Source organism: Bacillus sp. LJBV19, from assembly GCF_017797845.1.
Taxonomy (GTDB): domain Bacteria; phylum Bacillota; class Bacilli; order Bacillales; family Bacillaceae; genus Bacillus; species Bacillus velezensis.
This window is the reverse complement of the sequence record NZ_CP072563.1, coordinates 3217372-3239132: the sequence shown is the minus strand read 5'-3', so window position 1 is coordinate 3239132 and position 21761 is coordinate 3217372. Positions and strand designations below refer to the sequence as shown.

The window sequence follows — 21761 nt, the reverse complement described above, 5'->3', positions numbered from 1 at the left end:
ATTATGTGCTGCAGTATATGGTCAATAATGACTACTCGTTAAACCAGCTCGCCCTGGAGATCGGAATATCTCCCGCCACACTGAGCCGTGTACTGAATGGAGAGCGGAGGCCGGGACAGCTGGTCATCGGAAAAATGCTCTATTACTTTGACATGAAATTTGAAGATCTTTTTTACTACGACTTTGTTGACAAAAGTCAATGATGATGGAAGATTCAAACGCATTTCCGTTTTTCTGACATGATGTGCACCGATACGGCGTGACATGCCTTTGTTTTTCATGTAAAATAGAAGCAATGTAGGCCAGTCAGTCTGGAGGTGTATGGGATGCACACATTATTGATTACCTTATTGGTTATCGTCAGTATTGCACTTATTATTGTTGTATTGCTTCAAACCAGCAAAAGCGCCGGTTTATCGGGTGCAATTTCAGGCGGGGCGGAGCAGCTTTTCGGAAAACAGAAAGCAAGGGGCCTTGATCTGATTCTTCACCGCACAACCGTTGTGCTGGCAGTCTTGTTTTTCGTGTTGACGATTTCGCTGGCGTATATCGTATAAGGCAATGTTTGTATAAGGTCTGATTTAATATCAGGCCTTTTTCTTGTTGAGAGACGGCGTTTGTTTCTCGCAAAACTGTGGAAAACTAAATTGAATGTGCAAAAAAGGGGTTATGAGCATGAAAATTGTGACACCAAAACCATTTACATTTAAAGGCGGAGACAAAGCGGTGCTTCTGCTGCACGGATTTACGGGAAATACGGCAGACGTCAGAATGCTCGGCCGCTACTTGAATGAGCGCGGCTACACTTGTCACGCGCCTCAATATAAAGGGCACGGCGTTCCGCCGGAAGAGCTGGTACATACGGGGCCTGAAGATTGGTGGAAAGACGTCATGGACGCTTATGAATATTTACGGTCTGAAGGCTATGAAAACATTGCGGCCTGCGGACTGTCGCTTGGCGGGGTTTTTTCATTGAAATTGGGTTACACTGTACCCATAAAGGGAATTGTTCCTATGTGTGCGCCGATGCACATTAAAAGTGAAGAGGTTATGTACGAAGGAGTTCTTTCCTACGCGCGCAATTATAAAAAATTCGAAGGAAAACAGCCGGAGCAGATTGAAAAGGAAATGAAGGAGTTTGAAAAAACACCGATGAATACGCTCAAATCGCTTCAAGAGCTGATTGCCGATGTGCGCAAAAACGTCGACATGATCTATTCCCCGACATTTGTGGTTCAGGCACGGCATGACCATATGATCAATACAGAAAGTGCGAACATCATTTACAACGAGGTGGAAACGGACGACAAGCAGCTGAAATGGTATGAAGAATCAGGCCATGTCATTACGCTCGATAAAGAACGGGACCTCGTTCATCAGGATGTGTACGAATTTTTAGAGAAACTCGATTGGTAACAAACAGGAGGTCGAATAATGGAAAAAGAAGCGTTTATGGACCGTCTTCTCGCGTTTATGAAGGAAGAGGCGTACAAGCCCCTTACCGTTCAGGAACTCGAGGAGATGCTGAACATCACGGAAGCAGATGAATTTAAAGAGCTGGTAAAAGCGCTGGTGGCGCTCGAGGAGACGGGACAGATCGTCCGCACCAGAAGCAACCGCTACGGGCTTCCGGAAAAAATGAATTTAGTAAAAGGAAAAATTTCCGCGCATGCGAAAGGATTCGCGTTTTTATTGCCGGAGGATACCTCTTTAAGCGATGTGTTTATTCCGCCGAATGAGCTGAATACGGCCATGAACGGCGATATCGTCATGGTGCGGCTCAATTCCCAGTCAAGCGGATCGAGACAGGAAGGCACGGTCATCCGCATCCTGGAAAGAAGCATCGACCGCGTCGTGGGCACATACACAGAAACGAAAAGCTTCGGCTTTGTCATCCCGGATGATAAGAAAATCACGAGTGATATTTTTATTCCGAAACATGCCAATAACGGCGCTGCGGAAGGCCATAAAGTCGTCGTCAAACTGACAAGCTACCCTGAAGGCAGAATGAACGCCGAAGGAGAAATCGTTGAAATACTCGGCCATAAAAATGATCCGGGCATCGATATTTTATCCATCATCCATAAACACGGCCTGCCGGGGGACTTTCCGGCTGAAGCGATGGAGCAGGCAACAAGCACGCCCGATACCATCGATGAAAAAGACATCAAAAACCGCCGTGATCTCCGCGATCAGGTCATTGTCACCATTGACGGCGCGGATGCGAAGGATCTGGATGACGCCGTCACCGTGACAAAGCTTGATAACGGCAGCTACAAGCTCGGCGTCCATATTGCCGACGTCAGCCATTACGTCACGGAGAATTCCCCGATTGACAAAGAAGCGCTGGAAAGAGGGACAAGCGTATACTTGGTTGACCGGGTCATTCCGATGATTCCGCACAGACTGTCTAACGGAATCTGTTCTTTAAATCCGAAGGTCGACCGGCTGACGCTTTCCTGCGAAATGACAATCAACCAGCAGGGGCAGGTAACAGAGCACGAGATCTTCCAAAGCGTCATTAAAACGACGGAAAGAATGACCTATTCAGATGTCAACCGGATTCTCACAGAAGACGACGCCGAGCTGAAAGAAAGATATGAGCCGCTCGTCCCGATGTTTAAAGACATGGAACGTCTGGCGGAAATTCTCCGGGCGAAACGGATGGACCGCGGCGCCGTGGATTTTGATTTCAAAGAGGCGAAGGTGCTCGTCGATGAGGAAGGCGCCGTAAAAGACGTCGTCATCAGAGAGCGCTCAGTAGCGGAAAAGCTGATTGAAGAATTCATGCTTGTCGCAAACGAAACGGTGGCCGAGCACTTCCATTGGATGAACGTGCCGTTTATTTACCGGATTCACGAAGAGCCGAACGCCGAAAAACTGCAAAAGTTCCTGGAGTTCGTCACGACATTCGGTTATATCGTCAAAGGGAAAGCCGGAGACATTCACCCGCGCGCGCTGCAAAGCATTCTTGATGAAGTACGGGACCGTCCGGAAGAAACGGTGATTTCAACCGTCATGCTCCGTTCCATGAAGCAGGCGAAATACGACCCGCAAAGCCTGGGCCATTTCGGGCTGGCGACTGAGTTTTATACGCACTTCACATCGCCGATCCGCCGTTATCCTGACTTAATCGTTCACAGGCTGATCAGAACGTATTTGATCAACGGACAATCGGACGAAGCGACTCAAGAAAAGTGGGCCGAACGCCTTCCGGAAATCGCTGATCATACGTCAACGATGGAACGTCGCGCCGTTGATGCAGAGCGGGAAACGGACGATCTGAAAAAAGCGGAATATATGCTTGATAAAATCGGCGAGGAATTTGACGGCATGATCAGTTCCGTCACGAATTTCGGAATGTTTGTCGAGCTGCCGAATACGATTGAAGGTCTTGTGCACGTCAGCTTTATGACGGATGATTATTACCGTTTTGACGAGCAGCATTTCGCCATGATCGGTGAACGCACGGGCAACGTTTACCGCATCGGAGACGAAATCACGGTCAAAGTCGTCGACGTCAATAAAGATGAGAGAAACATCGACTTTGAAATTGTCGGCATGAAAGGCACCCGCCGTCCGAGAGAAACGACAGGCGACCGCAGAAAACGCGGCAGACCGGCGCGGAAACGCGTGTTAAACAGCAATACCCCGGCTTCACCGCCGAAATCGGAGGAAAAAGGGGAATGGTTTACAAAACCGAAGAAGAAAAAGAAAAAACGCGGTTTCCAAAACGCGCCGAAACAAAAACGCAAAAAGAAGAAGTAAATGCGAAAAGCAAATGGGGCAAAATGCTCTGTTTGCTTTCTTTCGCAAGCCGCATTTTCATTGTCGCGGAACGCTCCATTTGCTAAAATAAAGCGTATCGCACACATGAACGGTTTTTGCGGAGAGAGGAGGATAAGGCATGCCAAAAGGATCAGGCAAAGTATTATCGCAAAACAAAAAAGCAAACCATGATTACTTTATAGAAGAAACCTATGAAACAGGCATCGTGCTGCAGGGAACAGAGATTAAGTCCATCCGCGCCGGCCGCGTAAACATGAAGGATTCCTTTGCGAAAATCGAGCGCGGCGAAGTGTTCCTCCACAACATGCACATCAGCCCGTACGAGCAGGGAAACCGCTATAACCACGACCCGCTCCGGACGAGAAAGCTTTTGATGCACCGGAAAGAAATCAATAAGCTGATCGGCCTGACGAAAGAGAAAGGCTATTCCCTCGTGCCGCTGAAGCTGTATTTGAAAAACGGCTTCGCCAAAGTGTTAATCGGCCTCGGAAAAGGGAAGAAAACATACGATAAACGCGAAGATTTAAAACGAAAAGACGCCAAAAGAGAAATCGAAAGAGCGTTCAGAGACAGACAAAAAGGCTTCTGATGCCTGAGCCTTGATGTGATGACTGCCCTATGCTATACTGTTCACACATCAGATTCACAGGCTGTTTATTGAAGATATTCCCAATTGAATTTGCCTGTGATCATGGTATAATAACAGTACAGCCAGTTGAGCAAGAGCTTGATAGATCTCCCGTATACCCTTAACAAGGGGACGTTACGGATTCGACAGGGATGGATCGAGCTTGAGCTGCGAGCCGAGAGGCGATCTCGTTAACACGCACCTAAATATAACTGGCAAAACTAAAAGTTTTAACCAAAACTTAGCACTAGCTGCCTAATAAACGCAGCGAGCTCTTCCTGACATTGCCTATGTGTCCGTGAAGAGCACATCCAAGTAGGCTACGCTTGCGTTCCCGTCTGAGAACGTAAGAAGAGACTGACAGACTAGCTCTCGGAAGGCCCGCCCGCAGGCACGAAGACGAGTGAAACACGAAATATGCAGGCTACGCTCGTAGACGCTTAAGTAATCGATGTTTCTGGACGTGGGTTCGACTCCCACCGTCTCCATACATAACAGAGGAACCGCAGTGCCGTCACATGACGCACTGCGGTTTTTTCATGCCGAAATCAAGGAGTGAAAGTGAATGGAAATCGTCATCATAGACGGAAAAGATGTTACAAGCACAGAAGCATTACACCGAATCTTAAAAGATCAATTAGATTTCCCGGACTACTATGGTGAAAATCTGAATGCCTTATGGGATTGTCTGACAGGCTGGATCGAACTTCCGCTGACTTTGGTGTGGAAGAATTTTGAGGCCAGTCAGAAGGCATTGGGTTCGGATGCTGATGATGTCTTGGAGCTGTTTCAAGAGGCTCAAGAAGAGTTAGGGAATCGATTTGTCATTCAAATCGATCAGCCGTCAGCCGGGACAACGGACAGGCACTAAAAAGTGCGTACTTCCCCTCATCTATTTTTCTATCCGATAATAGGGACGGAAGGTTTCAGGCTTTCGATTTCTGTCCATATATAAGAAGAGACTTGCGATAGGGAGGAATGGATGATGGATTTGCAGTTGAAAGGGAAGACGGCGCTTGTGACGGGATCTACGTCAGGCATCGGGAAGGCGATTGCGGCTTCGCTGATTGCAGAAGGTGCGGCCGTGATCATTAACGGCCGCCGTGAAGAAAAGGTGAACGAAACGATCCGGGAACTAGAGAAACAGACGCCGGATGCCCGTCTCTATCCGGCCGCATTTGATTTAGGCACGGCGGAAGGATGCGGCGCGATTTTTCAGCAGTACCCTGATGTGGATATTCTCGTCAACAATTTAGGAATCTTTGAACCTGCGGAATACTTTGATATTCCTGACGAAGAGTGGCTCCGGTTTTTCGAGGTGAATATCATGAGCGGCGTGAGGCTGACACGCCGGTATGCAAAGCGGATGATTGAACGGAAGGAAGGGCGGGTGATTTTTATCGCGAGTGAAGCGGCCGTCATGCCTTCTCAGGAAATGGCCCATTACAGCGCTACGAAAACGACGCAGCTGTCGCTGTCACGCAGTCTGGCCGAGCTCACGGAAGGGACGAATGTGACGGTGAATACGGTCATGCCCGGCTCCACGAAAACAGAGGGCGTCGAAACAATGCTCGAGTCGCTTTATCCCGGTGAAAACCTGACCGCGGCGGAGGCGGAGAGACGATTTATGAAGGAAAATCGTCCGACGTCGATCATTCAGCGATTGATCCGTCCGGAAGAAATCGCCCACTTTGTCGCCTTTTTAAGCAGCCCGCTGTCGTCTGCCATTAACGGATCTGCATTGCGGATCGACGGCGGCTTGGTGCGGAGTATTATATAAGATGAACGTAAAAAAAACCCCCGTAAAGCGGGGGTTTTTTTAATGCGGATCACGCTGAAACCGGCCGATGATCCTGCTGATTAAATCTTTTGTGGCGCAGTCAAAATGCTCTTCTTTTTGGTTTGTCAACAGCCCGACCGGCGGTGAAATTGTCAAGTTATTGATCGGAATGACCTTCGTGCCCTCGATCGGTTCTGAGTGCGCCGTCGCCGTAAAGATTGAGACGCCGATATTTTCCCTGACATAGTATTGATGAGCCATGCTGCTGGTCAGCTCCATTTTTCGATAGCGGCTGCCGATGGCCCGCTGCAGGTGCTGTTCAATTTGAATCCGGATCGGGCAATTGGCGGGCGTAAAAATCAGGCATTCATTTTCTAAATCCTCGAGATTAACGCTTGCTTTGGCGGCAAGGGGATGTCTGTCTGACACGATGACATTGAGCGAGTCATGGAAAAACGGATCGAAATAATTTTCCAGAATCAGCTCCGGCTCGCCGCATACGGCAAAATCAATGGCGCCCTCCAACAGCTTGCGGCTGCATGTATTGGCATCATCCACGCTGACATTGACCGACATGTCAGGATAATCATGTAAGAAACCCCGCAGTACGGCAGGGAAGATCAGGCTTGCCGTCGGTTCGGATATGCCGATCTGAATAAGGCCGGCCTGGCCCTGTCTGATGTCGGCCAAAGTATGGTCAAGCACCTCGTATTGCGCGAGAAGCTGCCCGGCCCGCTCATGAAACAGCCGCCCCGCCCTTGTCAGTTTCAGCTTCTTTCCCCGTTCAAACAGCTGCGCGCCTACATCCTGTTCCAGCTGTTTAATCCGCATTGAAATCGTCGGCTGTGAGTAGTTCAGAATTTCGGCGGCCTTATAAAAGCTGCCTGACTGTACGATGGTATGAAACGTTTTAATGGTGCGTAATTCCAACGAAATCCCCTCCCGGCTGTTCATTAATTTTCTTGAACCTTTCCTTTACTTTTTTTGATTAGTCAAATAAATCAGTTTGCTTTATAGTATAAACAATCAAAGCTTAGTAAACAAATTGGAATTATATATTTTTGCGGGGAGAGTGACTTGAATGAGTGAAGACATTTTTCGATTGGCTGAGAAAAAGGATGCGCCGGAGTTTTTAGAGCTGCTGTACAGCGCGTTTCAGCCGATCCGCAATTTGGAGATTGACTGGCCGTCGGCGCGGGCCGACATCGATATGGTAACAGAAAATATTGAAAATCATTCAGCCGTCGTGCTCGAACGGGACGGACGGCTTCTTTCAACAATTACGATCCGTTTTCCGTGGGAGAGTGACACGCCTCCGTCAAAATATCCGTTTGTCTGGTGGTTTGCGACGCTTCCTGAGCTGAAGGGGCAGGGCATCGGCAGCAAACTTTTGACTTATGTGGAAGAACACGTGCTGCGGGATACGCTGAAGGCCCCGGCCATCACGCTCGGCACTTCGGCGCGCAAGCATCCCTGGCTTGTAGATATGTACAGACGGAGGGGGTATGAAGTGTATTTTGAGCAGGAGAAAGACGGAGACATCGGAGTCATGATGAGAAAGGTGCTCATACCGGAGCGGTTTGACGCGTCGCTGTTAGGCACACCGAGCTGGGCGCAATGATAAAAAAACGGATCAGAGCCGGCTGTCTGCTTCTGCTGCTCGGCGTGCTGGCCGGGTGCGGGCAAGGAGAAAGCACAAAAGCCGGGAGCGGCGTGCAGACCGTCATTGTCGGCACGGGAACTGATTTTCCGAACATTGCTTTTATGGATGAAAAAGGCGAGCTGACCGGCTATGACATTGAAGTGATGAAAGCCATTGATAAACAGCTGCCGCAATACAAATTTGTCTTTAAGACGATGGATTTTTCGAATCTGCTCACAAGTCTCGGAAACCGGAAAATTGACGTGATCGCGCACAATATGGCGAAAAATAAGGAACGGGAGAAACGCTTTTTGTATCACAAGATCCCGTATAACTACTCGCCGATGTACATCACGGTGAAGGCGGATAATGACGCGATACACACGCTCCGGGATTTAAAAGGGAAAACCGTCATCGTCGGCGCGACGTCAAACGCGGCGGACTATATGACGGCATACAACAAAACCCACGGCAGCCCGATACATTTGAAATACGCCGGGCAGGGCAGCAATGATACAGCAAACCAAATTGAGACGGGACGCGCTGACGCCACCGTATCCACGCCGTTTGCCGTCGATTTTCAAAATAAGACGCACGCGTTCAAACAAAAAACGGTCGGTGATGTGCTGCTGGATACCGAGGTGTATTTTATGTTCAATAAAAACAGCCAAACCCTGGCGGACGATACGGATCGGGCGATTCAAAAGCTTGAGAAGGACGGCACATTGAAAAGGCTGAGTGAAAAATGGCTCGGCGCGGATTATTCAAAATCAAGTTTCACGAAATAACTGAAGCAGAAAACGGGGCGATCACATGAAAATAAGACTGGCGGTCATGTCATTAACAATTGCCGCAACGGCGGCGTTATCAGCCTGCGGCGCGGGCGGGGAGGCGGCATCAGGCAATCAGAAAAACGTGAAGAACATCACGGTCGGCACGGGAACTCAATTTCCGAATATTTGCTTTATTGATGATAAAGGCAAATTGACGGGCTACGACGTTGAGCTGGTGAAAGAGCTTGACAGGCGCCTGCCGGACTATCGTTTCACTTTTAAAACGATGGATTTCTCCAACCTGCTTGTCAGCCTCGGCCAGCATAAAGTCGATATCGTAGCCCATCAAATGGAGAAAAGCGCCGAACGGGAGAAAAAATTTCTGTTCAATCAAGTCGCGTATAACAACTTCCCGCTGAAAATCACGGTGCTTCAAGAAAACGGGAACATTCACGGCATTGATGACTTGAAAGGGAAGCGGGTCATTACGAGTCCGACGTCAAACGGCGCGCTTGTGCTGAAAAAATGGAATGAAAAACACGGCAGTCCGTTTGAAATCGCTTATGCAGGCCAAGGTTCAAACGATGCGGCCAATCAGCTGAAATCCGGCCGCGCCGATGCGACGATTTCTACGCCGTTTGCCGTCGATTTCCAAAACAAAACGAGCGCGATCAAAGAAAAAACAGTCGGCGGGGTGCTGTCAAATGCCAAAGTGTTCTTTATGTTTAACAAAAATGAACAAACGCTGAGCGATGACATTGATAAAGCCCTGCAGGAAATCATTGATGACGGCACGCTTAAAAAGCTGAGTGAAAAGTGGCTCGGCGCGGATTATTCAAAGGAGCAATATTAAGTGAAAAAGAGAGGGATCGGCAATGGAAAAAGCGTTTGATATCAGTATGATCGCGTCCTTTGTGCCGACATTGCTCGGGTATTTGCCCGTCACGCTGTATATATTGGCGGTGTCTTTGCTGTTCGGCTTTCTATTGGGGCTGCTTTTGGCGCTGCCCCGCATCTATCGCATTCCCGTTTTGAATCAGTTTGCGAAGCTGTATATCTCTTTTTTCAGAGGAACGCCTATCATGGTGCAGCTGTTCATTGTATTTTACGGTATTCCGGCGCTCACGGCGCTCGCCGGGATTGATACCTCCAAAATGGACCCTTTGTATGCGGCCATCGCCACGTATGCGCTGAGCAGCGCGGCAAGAGCGGCGGAAATCATCAGGGGAGGTGTGAACAGCGTCGACCGCGGGCAGGCGGAGGCGGCGTTCAGCATCGGGCTGAACGGGGGGCAGACATTCCGGCGCATCATTCTGCCGCAGGCGCTTGTGCAGGCCTTTCCCAACATCGGAAATATGGTGATCGGTTTCTTAAAAGATACATCACTCGCTTTTTCGATCGGGGTGATGGATATGTCGGGCAGAGGACAGACCTTGATTACATCGAGCAATCATTCTTTAGAAGTGTATATCTCGCTTTCTGTTCTGTATTATGCGGCCGCCCTTTTATTTGAACGTGTCTTCAGATGGGCCGAAAAACGAATCAAGAAAGATGAGACGCGCCTTGTGACGGTTTTTGACATGAGCGCGCACGGCTGAAAAGGAGGGAGAACAGTGGAGCTGGACATTCCATTTATCGGCACTGCGATAAAACAAATGATGAAAACTGTTCCGCTTACATTGGCGATGACGGTCATTCCGATTATTGCCGGATTTTTCATAGCTCTCGGCAATATCACGGTGCGTATATTCCGCATCAAATGGCTGCTGGCCTGCTCATCGTTTTACGTGTCTTTTTTCCGCAGCACCCCGGCGATTCTCCATATTATGCTGATTTATTTAGGGGTTCCGCTGATTGCCGATCAATTCAGCCGCGCGTTTCATCTCGGCTGGTCGGCCAATCAGATTCCGGTCGCCGTGTTTGTCATCATGGCACTGTCATTAACGGCAGGCGCTTATATGACGGAAATTCTCCGATCCGGGATCATGGCCGTCGATACAGGGCAGGCGGAGGCGGCATATTCAATCGGCCTGACGCGGGGACAGATGATTCGGCGCGTGGTTCTGCCGCAGGCGTTCATGATATCGCTGCCGAACTTCACCAATATAGGCATCGGCTTTTTGCATACCACTTCCATCGCGGCAATTGTTGCAGTGCCTGAAATTACAGGAACGGCGACGATTGCGGCATCCGATAACTATGCGTTTCTGGAAGCATTTATCGGGGCGGCCGTGATTTATTGGGGATTAACGCTGATTCTCGAAGCTGTAAACAGTCTGGCGGAAAAAAGAGCGGCCAGATATCAAGGAGGCGCATTATGATCGAAATCCGAAACATTCAGAAACATTTTGGCAGTCATCACGTGCTAAAGGGGATCAATTTAAGTGTCCGGAAAGGAGAAGTCGTGACCATCATCGGCCCGAGCGGTTCCGGGAAAACCACTTTTCTGCGCTGCCTTAATTTACTTGAGCGGCCGGATGAGGGCGCCATTTCGCTGCACGGTGAAGTCATTAACTGCAAAAAGCCTGCCAAAAAAGACATTCTCAGACTGAGGAAACAGACGGCGATGGTTTTTCAGCAATATCATTTGTTTTCGCATAAAACGGCGATTCAAAATGTCATGGAAGGCCTGACGGTCGCAAGGAAAATGAAAAAACCAGATGCGTACGCCATTGCCGAGCGGGAACTGGCCAAGGTGGGGCTTCAAGATAAATTGCACGCCTATCCGAATCAGCTATCGGGAGGACAGAAGCAGCGGGTCGGAATTGCCCGGGCGCTTGCCATTCATCCTGATGTGATGCTGTTTGACGAACCGACCGCAGCCCTTGATCCGGAGCTTGTCGGCGAGGTGCTCGAGGTGATGCTTAACATTGTGCGGACCGGCGCCACCATGATTATTGTCACACATGAAATGGAGTTTGCCAGAAGAGTGTCCGACCAAATTGTGTTTATGGATGAAGGAGCAATCGTGGAACAAGGAACGCCTGAGGAAGTCTTTTACAAGACGAAAAAAGAAAGAACGAAGAAGTTCCTCCGCCGCGTGCTGCCTGATTACGGTTATGACATAAAAGAGCGCATAAAGGAGCCTGTCGTATGATTCGTTTAAGCATTTTAGACCAAAGTGTCACCGCGGAAAACCAAACCGCAGAAGAAGCCTTGCGGCAAACGGTGAAATTGGCTCAGGAGGCCGAACAATACGGATATGACCGTTTCTGGGCGGCGGAGCATCATAACAATGAAGAGATAGCGGGATCAGCGCCGGAAATTGTTCTGGGGTATCTTGCCGCAAGCACGAAAAAAATCCGTCTCGCATCCGGCGGGGTGATGCTGCAGCATTACAGTCCCTATAAAGTGGCGGAGCAGTTCCGGGTTCTGTCCGCCCTTGCTCCCGGCCGTGTGGCGCTTGGTGTCGGCAAAGCGCCCGGCGGATTTCAGCTGTCAACCGATGCGCTGCAGCGGGAGCTTATTCAGCCCGCCCGTTTATTTGAAGAAAAGCTTGAGGAGCTGACTCATTTCATCCGAAATGATTTTCCGGACTCGCACCGCTACGCGTCATTGCGGCCGGCGCCGCATACTGAGTATGCGCCTGACCTCTTTTTGCTCGGCGGCAGCGCGGAAAGCGCGATATCCGCGGCCAAACTCGGCATTTCCTTCGTTTTCGCCTATTTCATAAACGGTGAAGAGGCTGCGTTAGAAAAAGCGCGCCACGCCTTTGACGAGCATCTGCCGAAAGGGTCGAAGGCGGAATTTCACCTTGCGCCGATGGTATTTACCGCGCATACAAAAGCAGAAGCGGAAAAACACGTGGTATCGCGTGAGTCGGTCAAAATCATTCTCGAAGACGGCAAAAAGGTGAATGTCGGTTCCCGGGAACAAGCGGCAGCGTTTCTTGAACAAGTCACGCAGCCATATAAGCTGATTACACAAAAGACGGGTGTGATTGCCGGGACAAAAGAAGAGACCGCCGCCGAGCTGCGACGATTATCCGTTCAATACAGCATTACTGATTTTGTGATTTTGTCGCCTATCAAAAACGCTGAGGAAAAACGATTGTCTTACCGGCTGTTAAGCGAAGCGGTGCAGCCGGCCCCACAATTATAGGAGGGATGAACATGAGTCATGAAGTAAACGTAGTGGTCTGGAGCAAACAGGGCTGCTCCTATTGCGATGAAGTGAAAGGATATTTGCGGGAAAAAGCCGGTGCATACGAAACAATTGATGTGACAGAGCGGGATGAATTGCGTGACGTGCTGCAGACGAAGTACGGCATCCGTCATGTCCCCGTCGTTGAAATCGGCAGCGGTGACAGCCGTGTGTATCAGGCCGTTACTCAAGTCGGCATTGAACATGTAGAACGGGCGCTTGCCGATTACGAGGGGAAAAAGGGGGAGAGAAAATGAGCCGGACGGATCTTATTCAATTCGGAGCCATGATTCACGGTGTCGGCGGCACAACGGACGGCTGGCGTCATCCCGACGCCGATCCGACAGCAAGCACGAATGCAGCGTTTTACAGGCAAAAAGCGCAGACTGCTGAAAGAGGGCTGTTCAGCTTTGCTTTTATTGCGGACGGCTTGTTCATTTCTGAAAAGTCCATCCCGCATTTCTTAAATCGGTTTGAGCCGATCACTATTTTATCGGCGCTTGCCGCCTCTACAACCCATCTTGGTTTAATCGGCACATTTTCCACATCGTTCACTGAGCCGTTCACCATCGCAAGACAGCTGATGTCTCTTGACCATATCAGCGGCGGCCGGGCGGGCTGGAATCTCGTCACCTCTCCGCAGGCGGGAGCCGCGCGCAATCACAGCAAAGAAAGCCTTCCCGACCACAGCCGGCGCTACGCCATCGCCCAGGAACATGTGGACGTGGTGCGCGGCCTGTGGAATTCCTGGGAAGAAGATGCCTTCGTCCGCAACAAAGAAACCGGGCAGTTTTTTGACCCTGACAAACTGCATCGCCTGTATCACAAAGGCGAGTATTTTCAAGTGGAGGGCCCGCTGAATATCGGCCGGTCCAAACAGGGAGAGCCGGTTGTTTTCCAAGCGGGGTCTTCAGAAACCGGCCGGTCGTTTGCCGCGAGGAATGCAGATGCAGTCTTTACGCACTCCAATTCACTTGAGGAAACGAAAGCTTTTTATGATGATGTGAAGAAGCGGGCGGCGGATTACGGCCGGGACGCTACCAAGCTGCGGATCTTTCCGGGAATCAGTCCGATTATAGCCGGCTCACAAGAAGAAGCGGAAGCGAAATACCAAGAATTCGCCGAGCTGATTCCGATAGAGAACGCTGTTAAATATGTGGCCAGATTTTTTGACGATTATGATCTGAGCCGTTTTCCGCTGGATGAGCCGTTTCCTGATTTGGGCGACGTCGGGAAAAACGCGTTTCAAAGCACGACAGACCGTATCAAAAGAGAGGCGAAAGCCCGGAATCTTACGCTGCGTCAAGTGGCGCGCGAAGCCGCGTTTCCGCGAACCCATTTTATCGGGACACCGGAACGTGTGGCGTCATTAATTGAAACATGGTTTCAGCGGGAAGCGGCGGACGGGTTTATCATTCACTCTGACATCCCCGGCATGCTTGAAGCCTTTGTGGATCAAGTCATACCGATCCTTCAGGAAAAGGGGCTGTACCGAAAAAGCTATCCGGCCGATACACTGCGGGGGAATCTCGGATTGGATATTCCGGCCTGCAGACCCAATCCGATTTTGAGCAGAAACTGAGGTTTCTGCTTTTTCTGCTGCTTGCCATTCCCGTCATTACAGCCTTTTCAAAAAAATATACTGATTTCGAGATATTATTGTTGCTAAATGATTTTTTTGTAACTATAATTATTACAGAATTGATCAGTATAAAAAAACATTCATATTTCATAATAAATGTGTGTGTAATCTGAAAACGAAAGGGCTGTTTATAATGGCAAAAGTACTTTATATCACTGCTCATCCTCATGATGAAAAGACATCTTACAGCATGGCGACAGGAAAAGCGTTTATCGATTCTTATAAAGAATCAAACCCGAATGATGAGGTTGTACATATCGACCTTTACAAAGAGAACATTCCTCATATCGACGCGGATGTATTCAGCGGCTGGGGAAAACTTCAATCCGGCACAGGTTTTGAAGAGCTTTCTGAAAACGAAAAAGCGAAAGTCGGCCGTCTGAACGAGCTGAGCGATCAATTCGCGGCAGCTGATAAATACGTATTCGTCACACCGCTTTGGAACTTCTCATTCCCGCCGGTTATGAAAGCGTACCTTGATTCCGTTGCTGTAGCCGGAAAATCATTCAAATATACAGAGCAAGGCCCGATCGGTCTGTTGACTGACAAAAAAGCGCTCCACATTCAGGCGCGCGGAGGCTATTACTCTGAAGGACCGGCGGCTGACATGGAAATGGGCCACCGTTACATCGGCATCATGATGAACTTCTTCGGCGTTCCTTCTTTCGACGGATTAATCGTTGAAGGCCATAATGCTGAACCGAATAAAGCACAGCAAATTAAAGAAGATGCGATTGCCCGCGCGAAAGAAGCCGGAAAATCATTCTGATCTTAAAAAAACCTCCCAGCTGACACGGCTGGGAGGTTTTTCATATTAAAGGGCAATCGTCCGTTTTTGTTCGCTGCTTTTCATCGCCGCTTCAATAACACGGATGACATCGATGCCTTCTTTTGCCGTAACGGGAAGCGGTTTTCCGTTTAAGATGCTGTCTGTCAGCAGTTTGTAGTACGTAAGGTAAGAGCCGTTCTCAGAGGGGATTGTTTCTGTATGCCGTTTTTCATCCGCTGCGGTTGTCAGCTCTCCGAAGTTGTCAGGATCATCGGCGCCCCAGCTGTCGTCAACCGGCTTTTTGCCCGCTAAAAGCGCATCTTCCTGCCCATCCATTCCGTATTTGATAAAGCTAGCATTCCGTCCGTGAATCTGATAGCGCGGGCCGCTTGCCGCATTCATGGAGCCGGATTGAAGGATGACTTGAAGCTTGCCGTAATGGAGGGCGGCCAGAAAATAATCAACGGTTTCGCTGTTGTCCCGCTGCTTCATCATATGTGCGGTGACGGATTCCGGCATTCCGAAAAGCAGAAGTGTCTGGTCAATAATATGTGAACCGAGATCATACAGCGTTCCCGTGGCGGGTCCGTTCTTTTCGCGCCATTTTTCCTGTACAACCGGGTTGTATAGATCGTAGCTGACTTGATATGTATGAATGTCTTGAAGCGCCCCGTCCCGAATCAGCTTTTGTATTGTTAAAAAGTCATTGTCCCACCGCCGGTTGTGATACACGCTCAGTAAGACGCCTTTATCTTCAGCCGTTCTTCTCAGTTCCTCCGCTTCTGCTGAAGTCGCCGTCATCGGTTTTTCCACGACGGTGTGTTTTCCCGCCAGGAGGCATTTCATCGCTGATTCATAATGCATTCCGCTCGGTGTCGTGACGATGACGAGGTCAATGTCAGGATCACCGGTAATGTCTTCAATCGCGCGCACGGCTTCAGCCCCCGGCAGATCACGTTTGACCTCCTCCGTTCTGGACGTCATGACTTTTTTGATCTGATAATCATCAAGGACGTCCAAAAGCGGCGCATGAAAGACTTTACCCGACAAACCATATCCCAATATGCCAACCTGTATCGTTTTCAATGAATTTCCCCCTCTTGATATGTGATAACAATATATACCCCGCGGGTGTACTGGTAAAACTTGTGTGTTGAAAATTTTTTACACCGGATTTTCAAGTCTGTATAATGAAGATAACGAAGAAAAAAACCGAGGTGGAAAATGGACAAACATACCGAGCATCAATCGTTAAATCATAAAAGCGCCAAAGAAAAAGACCAGATCCTGAACCGGCTGAAACGGATTGAAGGCCAAGTCAGGGGCATTCAGAATATGGTGGATAACGAACGATACTGCGTGGATATTCTCGTGCAGATTTCAGCCGTACAGGCGGCCATGCAGAAAGTCGCGTTTCATCTGCTGGAAGATCACGCCCATCACTGCGTAGCCGGCGCTATTGAGAGCGGAAACGGGGAGCAGGCGATTGCCGAGCTGCTTGATGTTGTGAAAAAAATCGCAAAATCGTAAAATAAAATGTTTTGAAATACCCTACAGGGGTATGGTAACATGAAGAAGAAAAAACAAGACGTGGAGGGAATCATCATGGAACAAAAAACACTGCAAGTCGAAGGCATGTCCTGTCAGCACTGCGTCAAAGCAGTAGAGACCGGAGTAGGAGAACTTAACGGAGTGACGGCGGTTCAGGTGAAATTGGAAGCCGGACAGGTGGATGTGACGTTTGATGAGAACAAAGTCTCCGTATCAGATATAAAAGACGCGATTGAAGATCAAGGTTATGACGTCGTATAGGATTTATCGCGCTGCGGAAACGGGCGCGGTTTTCTTTTATCATAATTATACCCCCCTGGGGTTTATGAAGAGAGATGAGGACATTGAGTGAACCGAAAGAAATGACCATTCAAGTGGGGGGCATGACATGCGCCGCCTGCGCTTCAAGAATTGAAAAAGGGCTGAAACGGATGGACGGCGTCAATGACGCTTCCGTCAATCTTGCGCTTGAGACTTCAAACATTTCCTATCACCCTGACAAAATCGAAGCAAGCGCCATAAAAGAAAAAATTGAAAAACTCGGCTATCACGTCGTGACGGAAAAAGCCGAGTTTCAGATTGAAGGCATGACATGCGCCGCTTGCGCCAACCGGATTGAAAAGCGCCTGAACAAAATAGGGGGAGTTGACAGCGCACCGGTGAATTTCGCACTGGAAACAGTCACCGTTGAATACAATCCGAAAGAGGTGACACCGAAAGAGCTGAAAGAGACCGTGGCAAAACTCGGCTACAGATTAGACGAGAAGAAAGCGGTTGATGGAGACGGCGGATTATCCCAAAAGGAGAAAGAGCAGCGAAAACAGCTGATCAGGCTGATATTTTCTGCCGTTCTCTCCTTTCCGCTTCTATGGTCGATGGTCAGCCATTTTTCTTTTACTTCTTTTATCTGGATGCCGGATATCCTGATGAATCCGTGGCTGCAATTCGCGCTTGCGACCCCGGTGCAGCTCGTCATCGGCTGGCCTTTTTATACGGGAGCGTACAAGGCGCTGAGAAACAAAAGCGCCAATATGGATGTTCTCGTTGCGCTCGGAACGACGGCCGCTTACGCATACAGCCTGTACATGACGATTGCGTCTCTCGGACGAGACGGACATGTTGAGGGGCTTTATTATGAAACGAGCGCCATTCTGCTGACTTTGATTTTGCTTGGAAAGCTTTTAGAGATGAAAGCGAAAGGCCGCTCATCAGAAGCGATTAAAAAGTTAATGAAGCTTCAGGCGAAGACGGCGGCGGTTGAGCGGGACGGCAAAGTACAGGTGATTCCGATTGATGAGGTCCGGACGGGGGACATCGTATACGTGAAACCGGGAGAACGCGTCCCTGTCGATGGCGAAGTGATTGAAGGCCATTCCGCAATTGATGAATCGATGATTACGGGAGAGAGCATGCCTGTCGATAAGTCTCCCGGAAGCACCGTCACCGGGGCGACGATCAATGCAAACGGCTTTCTCAAAATCAGAGCGGTAAATGTCGGGAAAGATACTGCGCTTGCACACATTATTAAAATCGTGGAAGAAGCCCAAGGATCAAAAGCCCCCATTCAGCGGCTCGCGGATCACATTTCAGGCATTTTCGTCCCGATTGTGCTGGGGCTGGCCGTGCTGACTTTTCTCATTTGGTATGTATGGGCCGCGCCGGGACAGTTTTCTGAAGCGATCGGCAAATTCATCGCCGTGCTTGTCATTGCCTGTCCGTGCGCACTCGGGCTCGCCACTCCGACGAGCATTATGGCGGGCTCCGGCCGCGCAGCTGAATTCGGCATTCTTTTTAAAGGCGGAGAGCATTTAGAAAAAACACAGCGTCTGACGACAATCGTACTGGATAAAACAGGAACGGTGACAAACGGCAGACCTGTTCTGACAGACGCCGTACCGGCAGAGGGAATGAACGAAGAGGAACTCCTGCGGCTGGCGGCGGCCGCCGAAACGGGATCAGAGCACCCGCTTGGAGAAGCCATCGTGTCAGGAGCCGAAAAACGGGGGATTGCCATCCCGAAAATCACCCGGTTCCAAGCCCGGATCGGTTCCGGAATATACGCCGAGGCTGACGGCAGAACGATTCTTGCCGGATCAAGACGGCTGATGGAATCAGAACACATTGAACATGAGGCGCTGCTTCCGCACATGGCCCGCTTGGAGGCGGAAGGAAAAACGGTGATGCTTATTGCGGCAGACGGCAAAGCGGCGGGGCTTATCGCAGTCGCCGATACAATCAAAGAAACATCTCCGGCCGCGGTGAAACGCCTGAAGGACATGGGGCTTGACGTCATCATGATGACCGGTGACAACAAAAAGACCGCAGAAGCCATTGCAAAAGCCGCGGGCATCGGCAGCGTGATCGCCGAAGTGCTTCCCGAACAAAAGGCGGCGGAAATTTCCCGGCTGCAAAAAGAAGGCCGGCGCGTGGCGATGGTCGGTGACGGCATCAATGATGCTCCGGCGCTGGCTGTGGCCGATATCGGAATGGCCATCGGCACCGGCACAGATATCGCAATGGAAGCGGCCGATATTACGCTGATCCGCGGTGACCTGAACGGCATTGCTGACGCCATCGGCATGAGCAGGCTGACCATGAGAAACATCAAGCAGAATTTAGGCTGGGCATTGGGATACAACAGCATCGGCATTCCGATTGCGGCGTCCGGCTTTCTGGCCCCGTGGGTGGCAGGCGCTGCCATGGCGTTCAGCTCAGTATCGGTCGTGCTTAATGCTTTGCGTTTACAGAAGGTGAAAAAAGACAAAATGGGCTGATGCCTGTTTTGTCTTTTTTATTGACACTTTATTCAAAGCCTGCATATAATAGAGAAAACACATATATGAGTATATGTTCATATATATAAATTCGTTTAGCTGTATTGATGTTATGGGAATCCTATTACGGAAAGTAGGGTGAGTCGAAAATGAAAGCAGCCAAAGGTGAATTTGTATTAGACGGACTTGATTGCAGCAACTGTGCAAAAAAAATAGAAAACGGCGTAAAAGCCATTGACGGCATAGACGGCTGTGCTGTCAATTTTGCGGCAAGCACCATCACGGTCTCAGCCGGCGGCAAAAACGAGCAATGGATGAAAGACGAAGTCGCGAAAAAAGTAAAGTCCATTGATCCTCATGTGACCGTCCGTGCGAAACATGAAGACAAACCCGGCGAGGATGAATACCGCAAAAAGCTGCACCTGATGTTAGTGAGGCTGGCAGCGGGAGCCGTTTTGGCCGTCATCGCTTACTTCGCGCACACGGGAGCCGTCCTTGAGTTTCTGCTCTTTTTTGCTTCATATTTGATCATCGGCGGCGATATCGTAGCCAGAGCGGGAAAAAACATTGTCCGCGGCCAGGTATTTGATGAGCATTTTCTGATGGCGCTTGCCACGATCGGCGCATTTGTGATTCATCAGTATCCGGAAGGCGTCGCGGTCATGCTGTTCTACCAAATCGGTGAATTGTTTCAGGGAGCGGCCGTCAGCCGATCCAGAAAATCGATCAGCGCGTTATTGGACATCCGTCCTGAGTACGCCAATGTGAAAACGGAAAACGGCATGACTGCCGTTCCGCCGCAGGACGTCAAAGTCGGACAGGTCATTGTCGTGAATCCCGGAGAACGGATTCCGCTGGACGGAAAGGTGCTGAGCGGTTCTTCGATGGTTGATACATCCGCTTTAACGGGCGAATCCGTGCCGAGAAAAGCGGAGCCGGGGCAAGATGTGATGGCCGGATTTATGAATCAGAACGGCGTGCTTCATATTGAAACCTCTAAAGGATATGAAGACTCTGCCGTGTCAAAAATATTGGATCTGGTCGAAAATGCGGCCGGACGTAAAGCGAAAACGGAAAACTTTATTACGAAGTTTGCCAAGTATTATACACCGGCCGTTGTCATTGTTGCGGTGCTTCTCGCCTTTTTACCGCCGCTTCTCGTGCCTTCAGCCGCGCTATCCGACTGGGTGTACCGCGCGCTGATTTTCCTTGTGATTTCTTGTCCGTGCGCACTCGTCGTCTCCATTCCGCTCGGGTTTTTCGGCGGTATCGGGGCTGCGTCTAAAGCAGGGGTGCTCGTGAAAGGCAGCAACTATTTAGAAGCGCTCAATCAGGTGGCATACGCCGTGTTTGATAAAACGGGAACCTTAACGAAAGGCAATTTCGCCGTTACTGATATCAAGCCGGCGGCGGGATTTACGAAAGACAGCCTGCTTCATGCGGCCGCGCTCGCAGAAGTCCATTCCAATCATCCGATTGCTTCTTCCATCCGTGAAGCTTACAATCAACCGCTCGCGGCAGACGAGATTGAAGAATATGAAGAAATACCCGGACACGGCATTCGGGTGAAAACCGGCGGATCAACGATTTTGGCCGGAAATCAAAAACTGATGGCAAAAGAACAAATCGCTTCCGGCACAGCTGAAAATAACGGAACCGTCGTCTATGTCGCCGTTGATCAGCGGTATGCGGGGGCGATCGTGATCGCCGACGAAATCAAAGAGGACGCCAAACAGGCCATTGCCAATTTAAAAGCGCTCGGCGTGAAGCGGACAGTGATGCTGACGGGTGATTCAAAGCAGACCGGAGAAGCTGTCGGCCGAGAGCTCGGTATTGATGACGTGTACACAGAGCTTTTGCCGGGTGACAAGGTAGACCGCGTCGAAGAACTTGAAGCGGCGCTTGCACCGAATGAAAAACTGATGTTTGTCGGCGACGGGATTAATGATACGCCTGTGCTTGCCAGAGCTGACATCGGAGCTGCCATGGGGGCTCTCGGCTCTGATGCCGCCGTCGAAGCGGCCGATGTCGTCCTGATGACAGACCAGCCGTCAAAAGCAGCCGAAGCCATCCGGATTGCACGCCGCACACGCCGGATCGTCTGGCAGAACATCGGATTTGCTTTAGGCGTAAAAATCATTTTTCTCCTGCTTGGCGCATTCGGATTTGCCACTATGTGGGAAGCGGTCTTTTCAGATGTAGGCGTCACGCTGATCGCCGTTGCCAACGCGATGCGCGTCATGAGAGTGAAAGCGGAATAATTGTCAAAG

At 49.9% G+C, this 21761-nt stretch carries 23 protein-coding genes and 1 other RNA gene; 22 read left to right on the top strand and 2 right to left on the bottom strand.

Annotation, left to right across the window (positions count from 1 at the left end):
- Positions 1–17: 17 nt before the first annotated feature.
- The 8 genes from J6600_RS15800 (at position 18) to J6600_RS15765 (ending at position 6197) form a co-directional block, all read left to right on the top strand.
- Entirely contained in the window at positions 18–203 is a 186-nt protein-coding gene (locus J6600_RS15800; RefSeq protein ID WP_087920807.1) for a helix-turn-helix domain-containing protein, read from the top strand.
- A 123-nt stretch (positions 204–326) separates the two neighbouring features.
- Positions 327–557 (top strand): preprotein translocase subunit SecG, encoded by a 231-nt coding sequence (gene secG / locus J6600_RS15795; protein ID WP_003151681.1) that lies wholly within the window; start codon positions 327–329, stop codon positions 555–557.
- A gap of 118 nt (positions 558–675) precedes the next feature.
- The gene (locus J6600_RS15790) at positions 676–1416 is read left to right on the top strand and encodes an alpha/beta hydrolase (RefSeq protein WP_209387587.1); all 741 of its coding nucleotides are present in this window, start codon (positions 676–678) and stop codon (positions 1414–1416) included.
- Between the two features lie 18 nt (positions 1417–1434).
- Positions 1435–3768, top strand: a complete 2334-nt coding sequence (gene rnr, locus J6600_RS15785) for a ribonuclease R (RefSeq protein WP_072177850.1) — start codon at positions 1435–1437, stop codon at positions 3766–3768.
- A gap of 139 nt (positions 3769–3907) precedes the next feature.
- Complete coding sequence (gene smpB, locus J6600_RS15780) at positions 3908–4378, top strand: SsrA-binding protein (protein ID WP_003151688.1); 471 nt, start codon at positions 3908–3910, stop codon at positions 4376–4378.
- A 167-nt stretch (positions 4379–4545) separates the two neighbouring features.
- Positions 4546–4908: a transfer-messenger RNA gene (gene ssrA, locus J6600_RS15775) on the top strand.
- A gap of 74 nt (positions 4909–4982) precedes the next feature.
- Positions 4983–5288, top strand: a complete 306-nt coding sequence (locus tag J6600_RS15770; RefSeq protein WP_039063652.1) for a barstar family protein — start codon at positions 4983–4985, stop codon at positions 5286–5288.
- A 114-nt stretch (positions 5289–5402) separates the two neighbouring features.
- On the top strand, positions 5403–6197 hold the full coding sequence (locus tag J6600_RS15765; protein WP_015418226.1) for an SDR family NAD(P)-dependent oxidoreductase: 795 nt from the start codon (positions 5403–5405) through the stop codon (positions 6195–6197).
- Between the two features lie 39 nt (positions 6198–6236).
- Here the strand turns inward: J6600_RS15765 and J6600_RS15760 are convergent, their stop codons facing one another.
- The gene (locus J6600_RS15760; protein WP_072177466.1) at positions 6237–7127 is read right to left on the bottom strand and encodes a LysR family transcriptional regulator; all 891 of its coding nucleotides are present in this window, start codon (positions 7125–7127) and stop codon (positions 6237–6239) included.
- Positions 7128–7278: 151 nt separating this feature from the next.
- Here J6600_RS15760 and J6600_RS15755 point away from each other — a divergent pair, with 151 nt between their 5' ends.
- The 10 genes from J6600_RS15755 to J6600_RS15710 all read left to right on the top strand — a co-directional run bounded on the left by J6600_RS15755 (position 7279) and on the right by J6600_RS15710 (position 15166).
- Complete coding sequence (locus J6600_RS15755) at positions 7279–7818, top strand: GNAT family N-acetyltransferase (RefSeq protein ID WP_003151702.1); 540 nt, start codon at positions 7279–7281, stop codon at positions 7816–7818.
- Positions 7815–8627 (top strand): amino acid ABC transporter substrate-binding protein, encoded by an 813-nt coding sequence (locus tag J6600_RS15750; RefSeq protein WP_014418889.1) that lies wholly within the window; start codon positions 7815–7817, stop codon positions 8625–8627. Before J6600_RS15755 ends, J6600_RS15750 begins: the two co-directional genes overlap by 4 nt.
- 25 nt (positions 8628–8652) lie before the next feature.
- Positions 8653–9465: an amino acid ABC transporter substrate-binding protein gene (locus J6600_RS15745; RefSeq protein ID WP_021494133.1), complete on the top strand. Its 813-nt coding sequence runs from the start codon at positions 8653–8655 to the stop codon at positions 9463–9465.
- 22 nt (positions 9466–9487) lie between these two features.
- A complete protein-coding gene (locus tag J6600_RS15740) occupies positions 9488–10210 on the top strand; it encodes an amino acid ABC transporter permease (RefSeq protein ID WP_017418910.1) in 723 nt (240 codons plus the stop codon).
- 15 nt (positions 10211–10225) lie between these two features.
- Positions 10226–10933 carry an amino acid ABC transporter permease gene (locus J6600_RS15735; RefSeq protein WP_007613790.1) on the top strand — a complete coding sequence of 236 codons (708 nt, stop codon included), beginning with the start codon at positions 10226–10228 and terminating at the stop codon, positions 10931–10933.
- Positions 10930–11709 (top strand): amino acid ABC transporter ATP-binding protein, encoded by a 780-nt coding sequence (locus J6600_RS15730; RefSeq protein ID WP_007613788.1) that lies wholly within the window; start codon positions 10930–10932, stop codon positions 11707–11709. The genes J6600_RS15735 and J6600_RS15730 overlap by 4 nt, the downstream gene beginning before the upstream one ends.
- Positions 11706–12713 carry an LLM class flavin-dependent oxidoreductase gene (locus J6600_RS15725; RefSeq protein ID WP_022553795.1) on the top strand — a complete coding sequence of 336 codons (1008 nt, stop codon included), beginning with the start codon at positions 11706–11708 and terminating at the stop codon, positions 12711–12713. Before J6600_RS15730 ends, J6600_RS15725 begins: the two co-directional genes overlap by 4 nt.
- Before the next feature lie 11 nt (positions 12714–12724).
- On the top strand, positions 12725–13012 hold the full coding sequence (locus tag J6600_RS15720) for a glutaredoxin family protein (RefSeq protein ID WP_209387586.1): 288 nt from the start codon (positions 12725–12727) through the stop codon (positions 13010–13012).
- Entirely contained in the window at positions 13009–14337 is a 1329-nt protein-coding gene (locus J6600_RS15715; RefSeq protein WP_209387585.1) for an LLM class flavin-dependent oxidoreductase, read from the top strand. Before J6600_RS15720 ends, J6600_RS15715 begins: the two co-directional genes overlap by 4 nt.
- A gap of 193 nt (positions 14338–14530) precedes the next feature.
- Complete coding sequence (locus J6600_RS15710; protein ID WP_012118449.1) at positions 14531–15166, top strand: FMN-dependent NADH-azoreductase; 636 nt, start codon at positions 14531–14533, stop codon at positions 15164–15166.
- A 45-nt stretch (positions 15167–15211) separates the two neighbouring features.
- Here the strand turns inward: J6600_RS15710 and J6600_RS15705 are convergent, their stop codons facing one another.
- Entirely contained in the window at positions 15212–16252 is a 1041-nt protein-coding gene (locus J6600_RS15705; RefSeq protein WP_209387584.1) for an oxidoreductase, read from the bottom strand.
- A gap of 138 nt (positions 16253–16390) precedes the next feature.
- Here J6600_RS15705 and csoR point away from each other — a divergent pair, with 138 nt between their 5' ends.
- The 4 genes from csoR (at position 16391) to J6600_RS15685 (ending at position 21752) form a co-directional block, all read left to right on the top strand.
- On the top strand, positions 16391–16696 hold the full coding sequence (gene csoR / locus J6600_RS15700) for a copper-sensing transcriptional repressor CsoR (protein WP_003151723.1): 306 nt from the start codon (positions 16391–16393) through the stop codon (positions 16694–16696).
- Between the two features lie 75 nt (positions 16697–16771).
- Positions 16772–16978 carry a copper chaperone CopZ gene (copZ, locus tag J6600_RS15695; RefSeq protein WP_015240581.1) on the top strand — a complete coding sequence of 69 codons (207 nt, stop codon included), beginning with the start codon at positions 16772–16774 and terminating at the stop codon, positions 16976–16978.
- An 83-nt stretch (positions 16979–17061) separates the two neighbouring features.
- On the top strand, positions 17062–19491 hold the full coding sequence (locus J6600_RS15690; protein ID WP_209387583.1) for a heavy metal translocating P-type ATPase: 2430 nt from the start codon (positions 17062–17064) through the stop codon (positions 19489–19491).
- 149 nt (positions 19492–19640) lie between these two features.
- Positions 19641–21752 (top strand): heavy metal translocating P-type ATPase, encoded by a 2112-nt coding sequence (locus J6600_RS15685; protein WP_160216588.1) that lies wholly within the window; start codon positions 19641–19643, stop codon positions 21750–21752.
- The last annotated feature ends 9 nt before the right edge of the window (positions 21753–21761 follow it).

Excerpts from the sequence above, each read along its gene's own strand:
- secG (WP_003151681.1), top strand. The coding sequence starts at position 327 with ATGCACACATTATTGATTACCTTATTGGTTATCGTCAGTATTGCACTT.
- J6600_RS15685 (WP_160216588.1), top strand. The coding sequence starts at position 19,641 with ATGAAAGCAGCCAAAGGTGAATTTGTATTAGACGGACTTGATTGCAGC.
- J6600_RS15715 (WP_209387585.1), top strand. The coding sequence starts at position 13,009 with ATGAGCCGGACGGATCTTATTCAATTCGGAGCCATGATTCACGGTGTC.
- smpB (WP_003151688.1), top strand. The coding sequence starts at position 3,908 with ATGCCAAAAGGATCAGGCAAAGTATTATCGCAAAACAAAAAAGCAAAC.
- copZ (WP_015240581.1), top strand. The coding sequence starts at position 16,772 with ATGGAACAAAAAACACTGCAAGTCGAAGGCATGTCCTGTCAGCACTGC.
- J6600_RS15720 (WP_209387586.1), top strand. The coding sequence starts at position 12,725 with ATGAGTCATGAAGTAAACGTAGTGGTCTGGAGCAAACAGGGCTGCTCC.
- J6600_RS15725 (WP_022553795.1), top strand. The coding sequence starts at position 11,706 with ATGATTCGTTTAAGCATTTTAGACCAAAGTGTCACCGCGGAAAACCAA.
- J6600_RS15765 (WP_015418226.1), top strand. The coding sequence starts at position 5,403 with ATGGATTTGCAGTTGAAAGGGAAGACGGCGCTTGTGACGGGATCTACG.
- J6600_RS15740 (WP_017418910.1), top strand. The coding sequence starts at position 9,488 with ATGGAAAAAGCGTTTGATATCAGTATGATCGCGTCCTTTGTGCCGACA.
- J6600_RS15710 (WP_012118449.1), top strand. The coding sequence starts at position 14,531 with ATGGCAAAAGTACTTTATATCACTGCTCATCCTCATGATGAAAAGACA.
- J6600_RS15770 (WP_039063652.1), top strand. The coding sequence starts at position 4,983 with ATGGAAATCGTCATCATAGACGGAAAAGATGTTACAAGCACAGAAGCA.
- J6600_RS15755 (WP_003151702.1), top strand. The coding sequence starts at position 7,279 with ATGAGTGAAGACATTTTTCGATTGGCTGAGAAAAAGGATGCGCCGGAG.
- J6600_RS15790 (WP_209387587.1), top strand. The coding sequence starts at position 676 with ATGAAAATTGTGACACCAAAACCATTTACATTTAAAGGCGGAGACAAA.
- J6600_RS15750 (WP_014418889.1), top strand. The coding sequence starts at position 7,815 with ATGATAAAAAAACGGATCAGAGCCGGCTGTCTGCTTCTGCTGCTCGGC.
- J6600_RS15800 (WP_087920807.1), top strand. The coding sequence starts at position 18 with ATGGTCAATAATGACTACTCGTTAAACCAGCTCGCCCTGGAGATCGGA.
- rnr (WP_072177850.1), top strand. The coding sequence starts at position 1,435 with ATGGAAAAAGAAGCGTTTATGGACCGTCTTCTCGCGTTTATGAAGGAA.
- J6600_RS15745 (WP_021494133.1), top strand. The coding sequence starts at position 8,653 with ATGAAAATAAGACTGGCGGTCATGTCATTAACAATTGCCGCAACGGCG.
- csoR (WP_003151723.1), top strand. The coding sequence starts at position 16,391 with ATGGACAAACATACCGAGCATCAATCGTTAAATCATAAAAGCGCCAAA.
- J6600_RS15730 (WP_007613788.1), top strand. The coding sequence starts at position 10,930 with ATGATCGAAATCCGAAACATTCAGAAACATTTTGGCAGTCATCACGTG.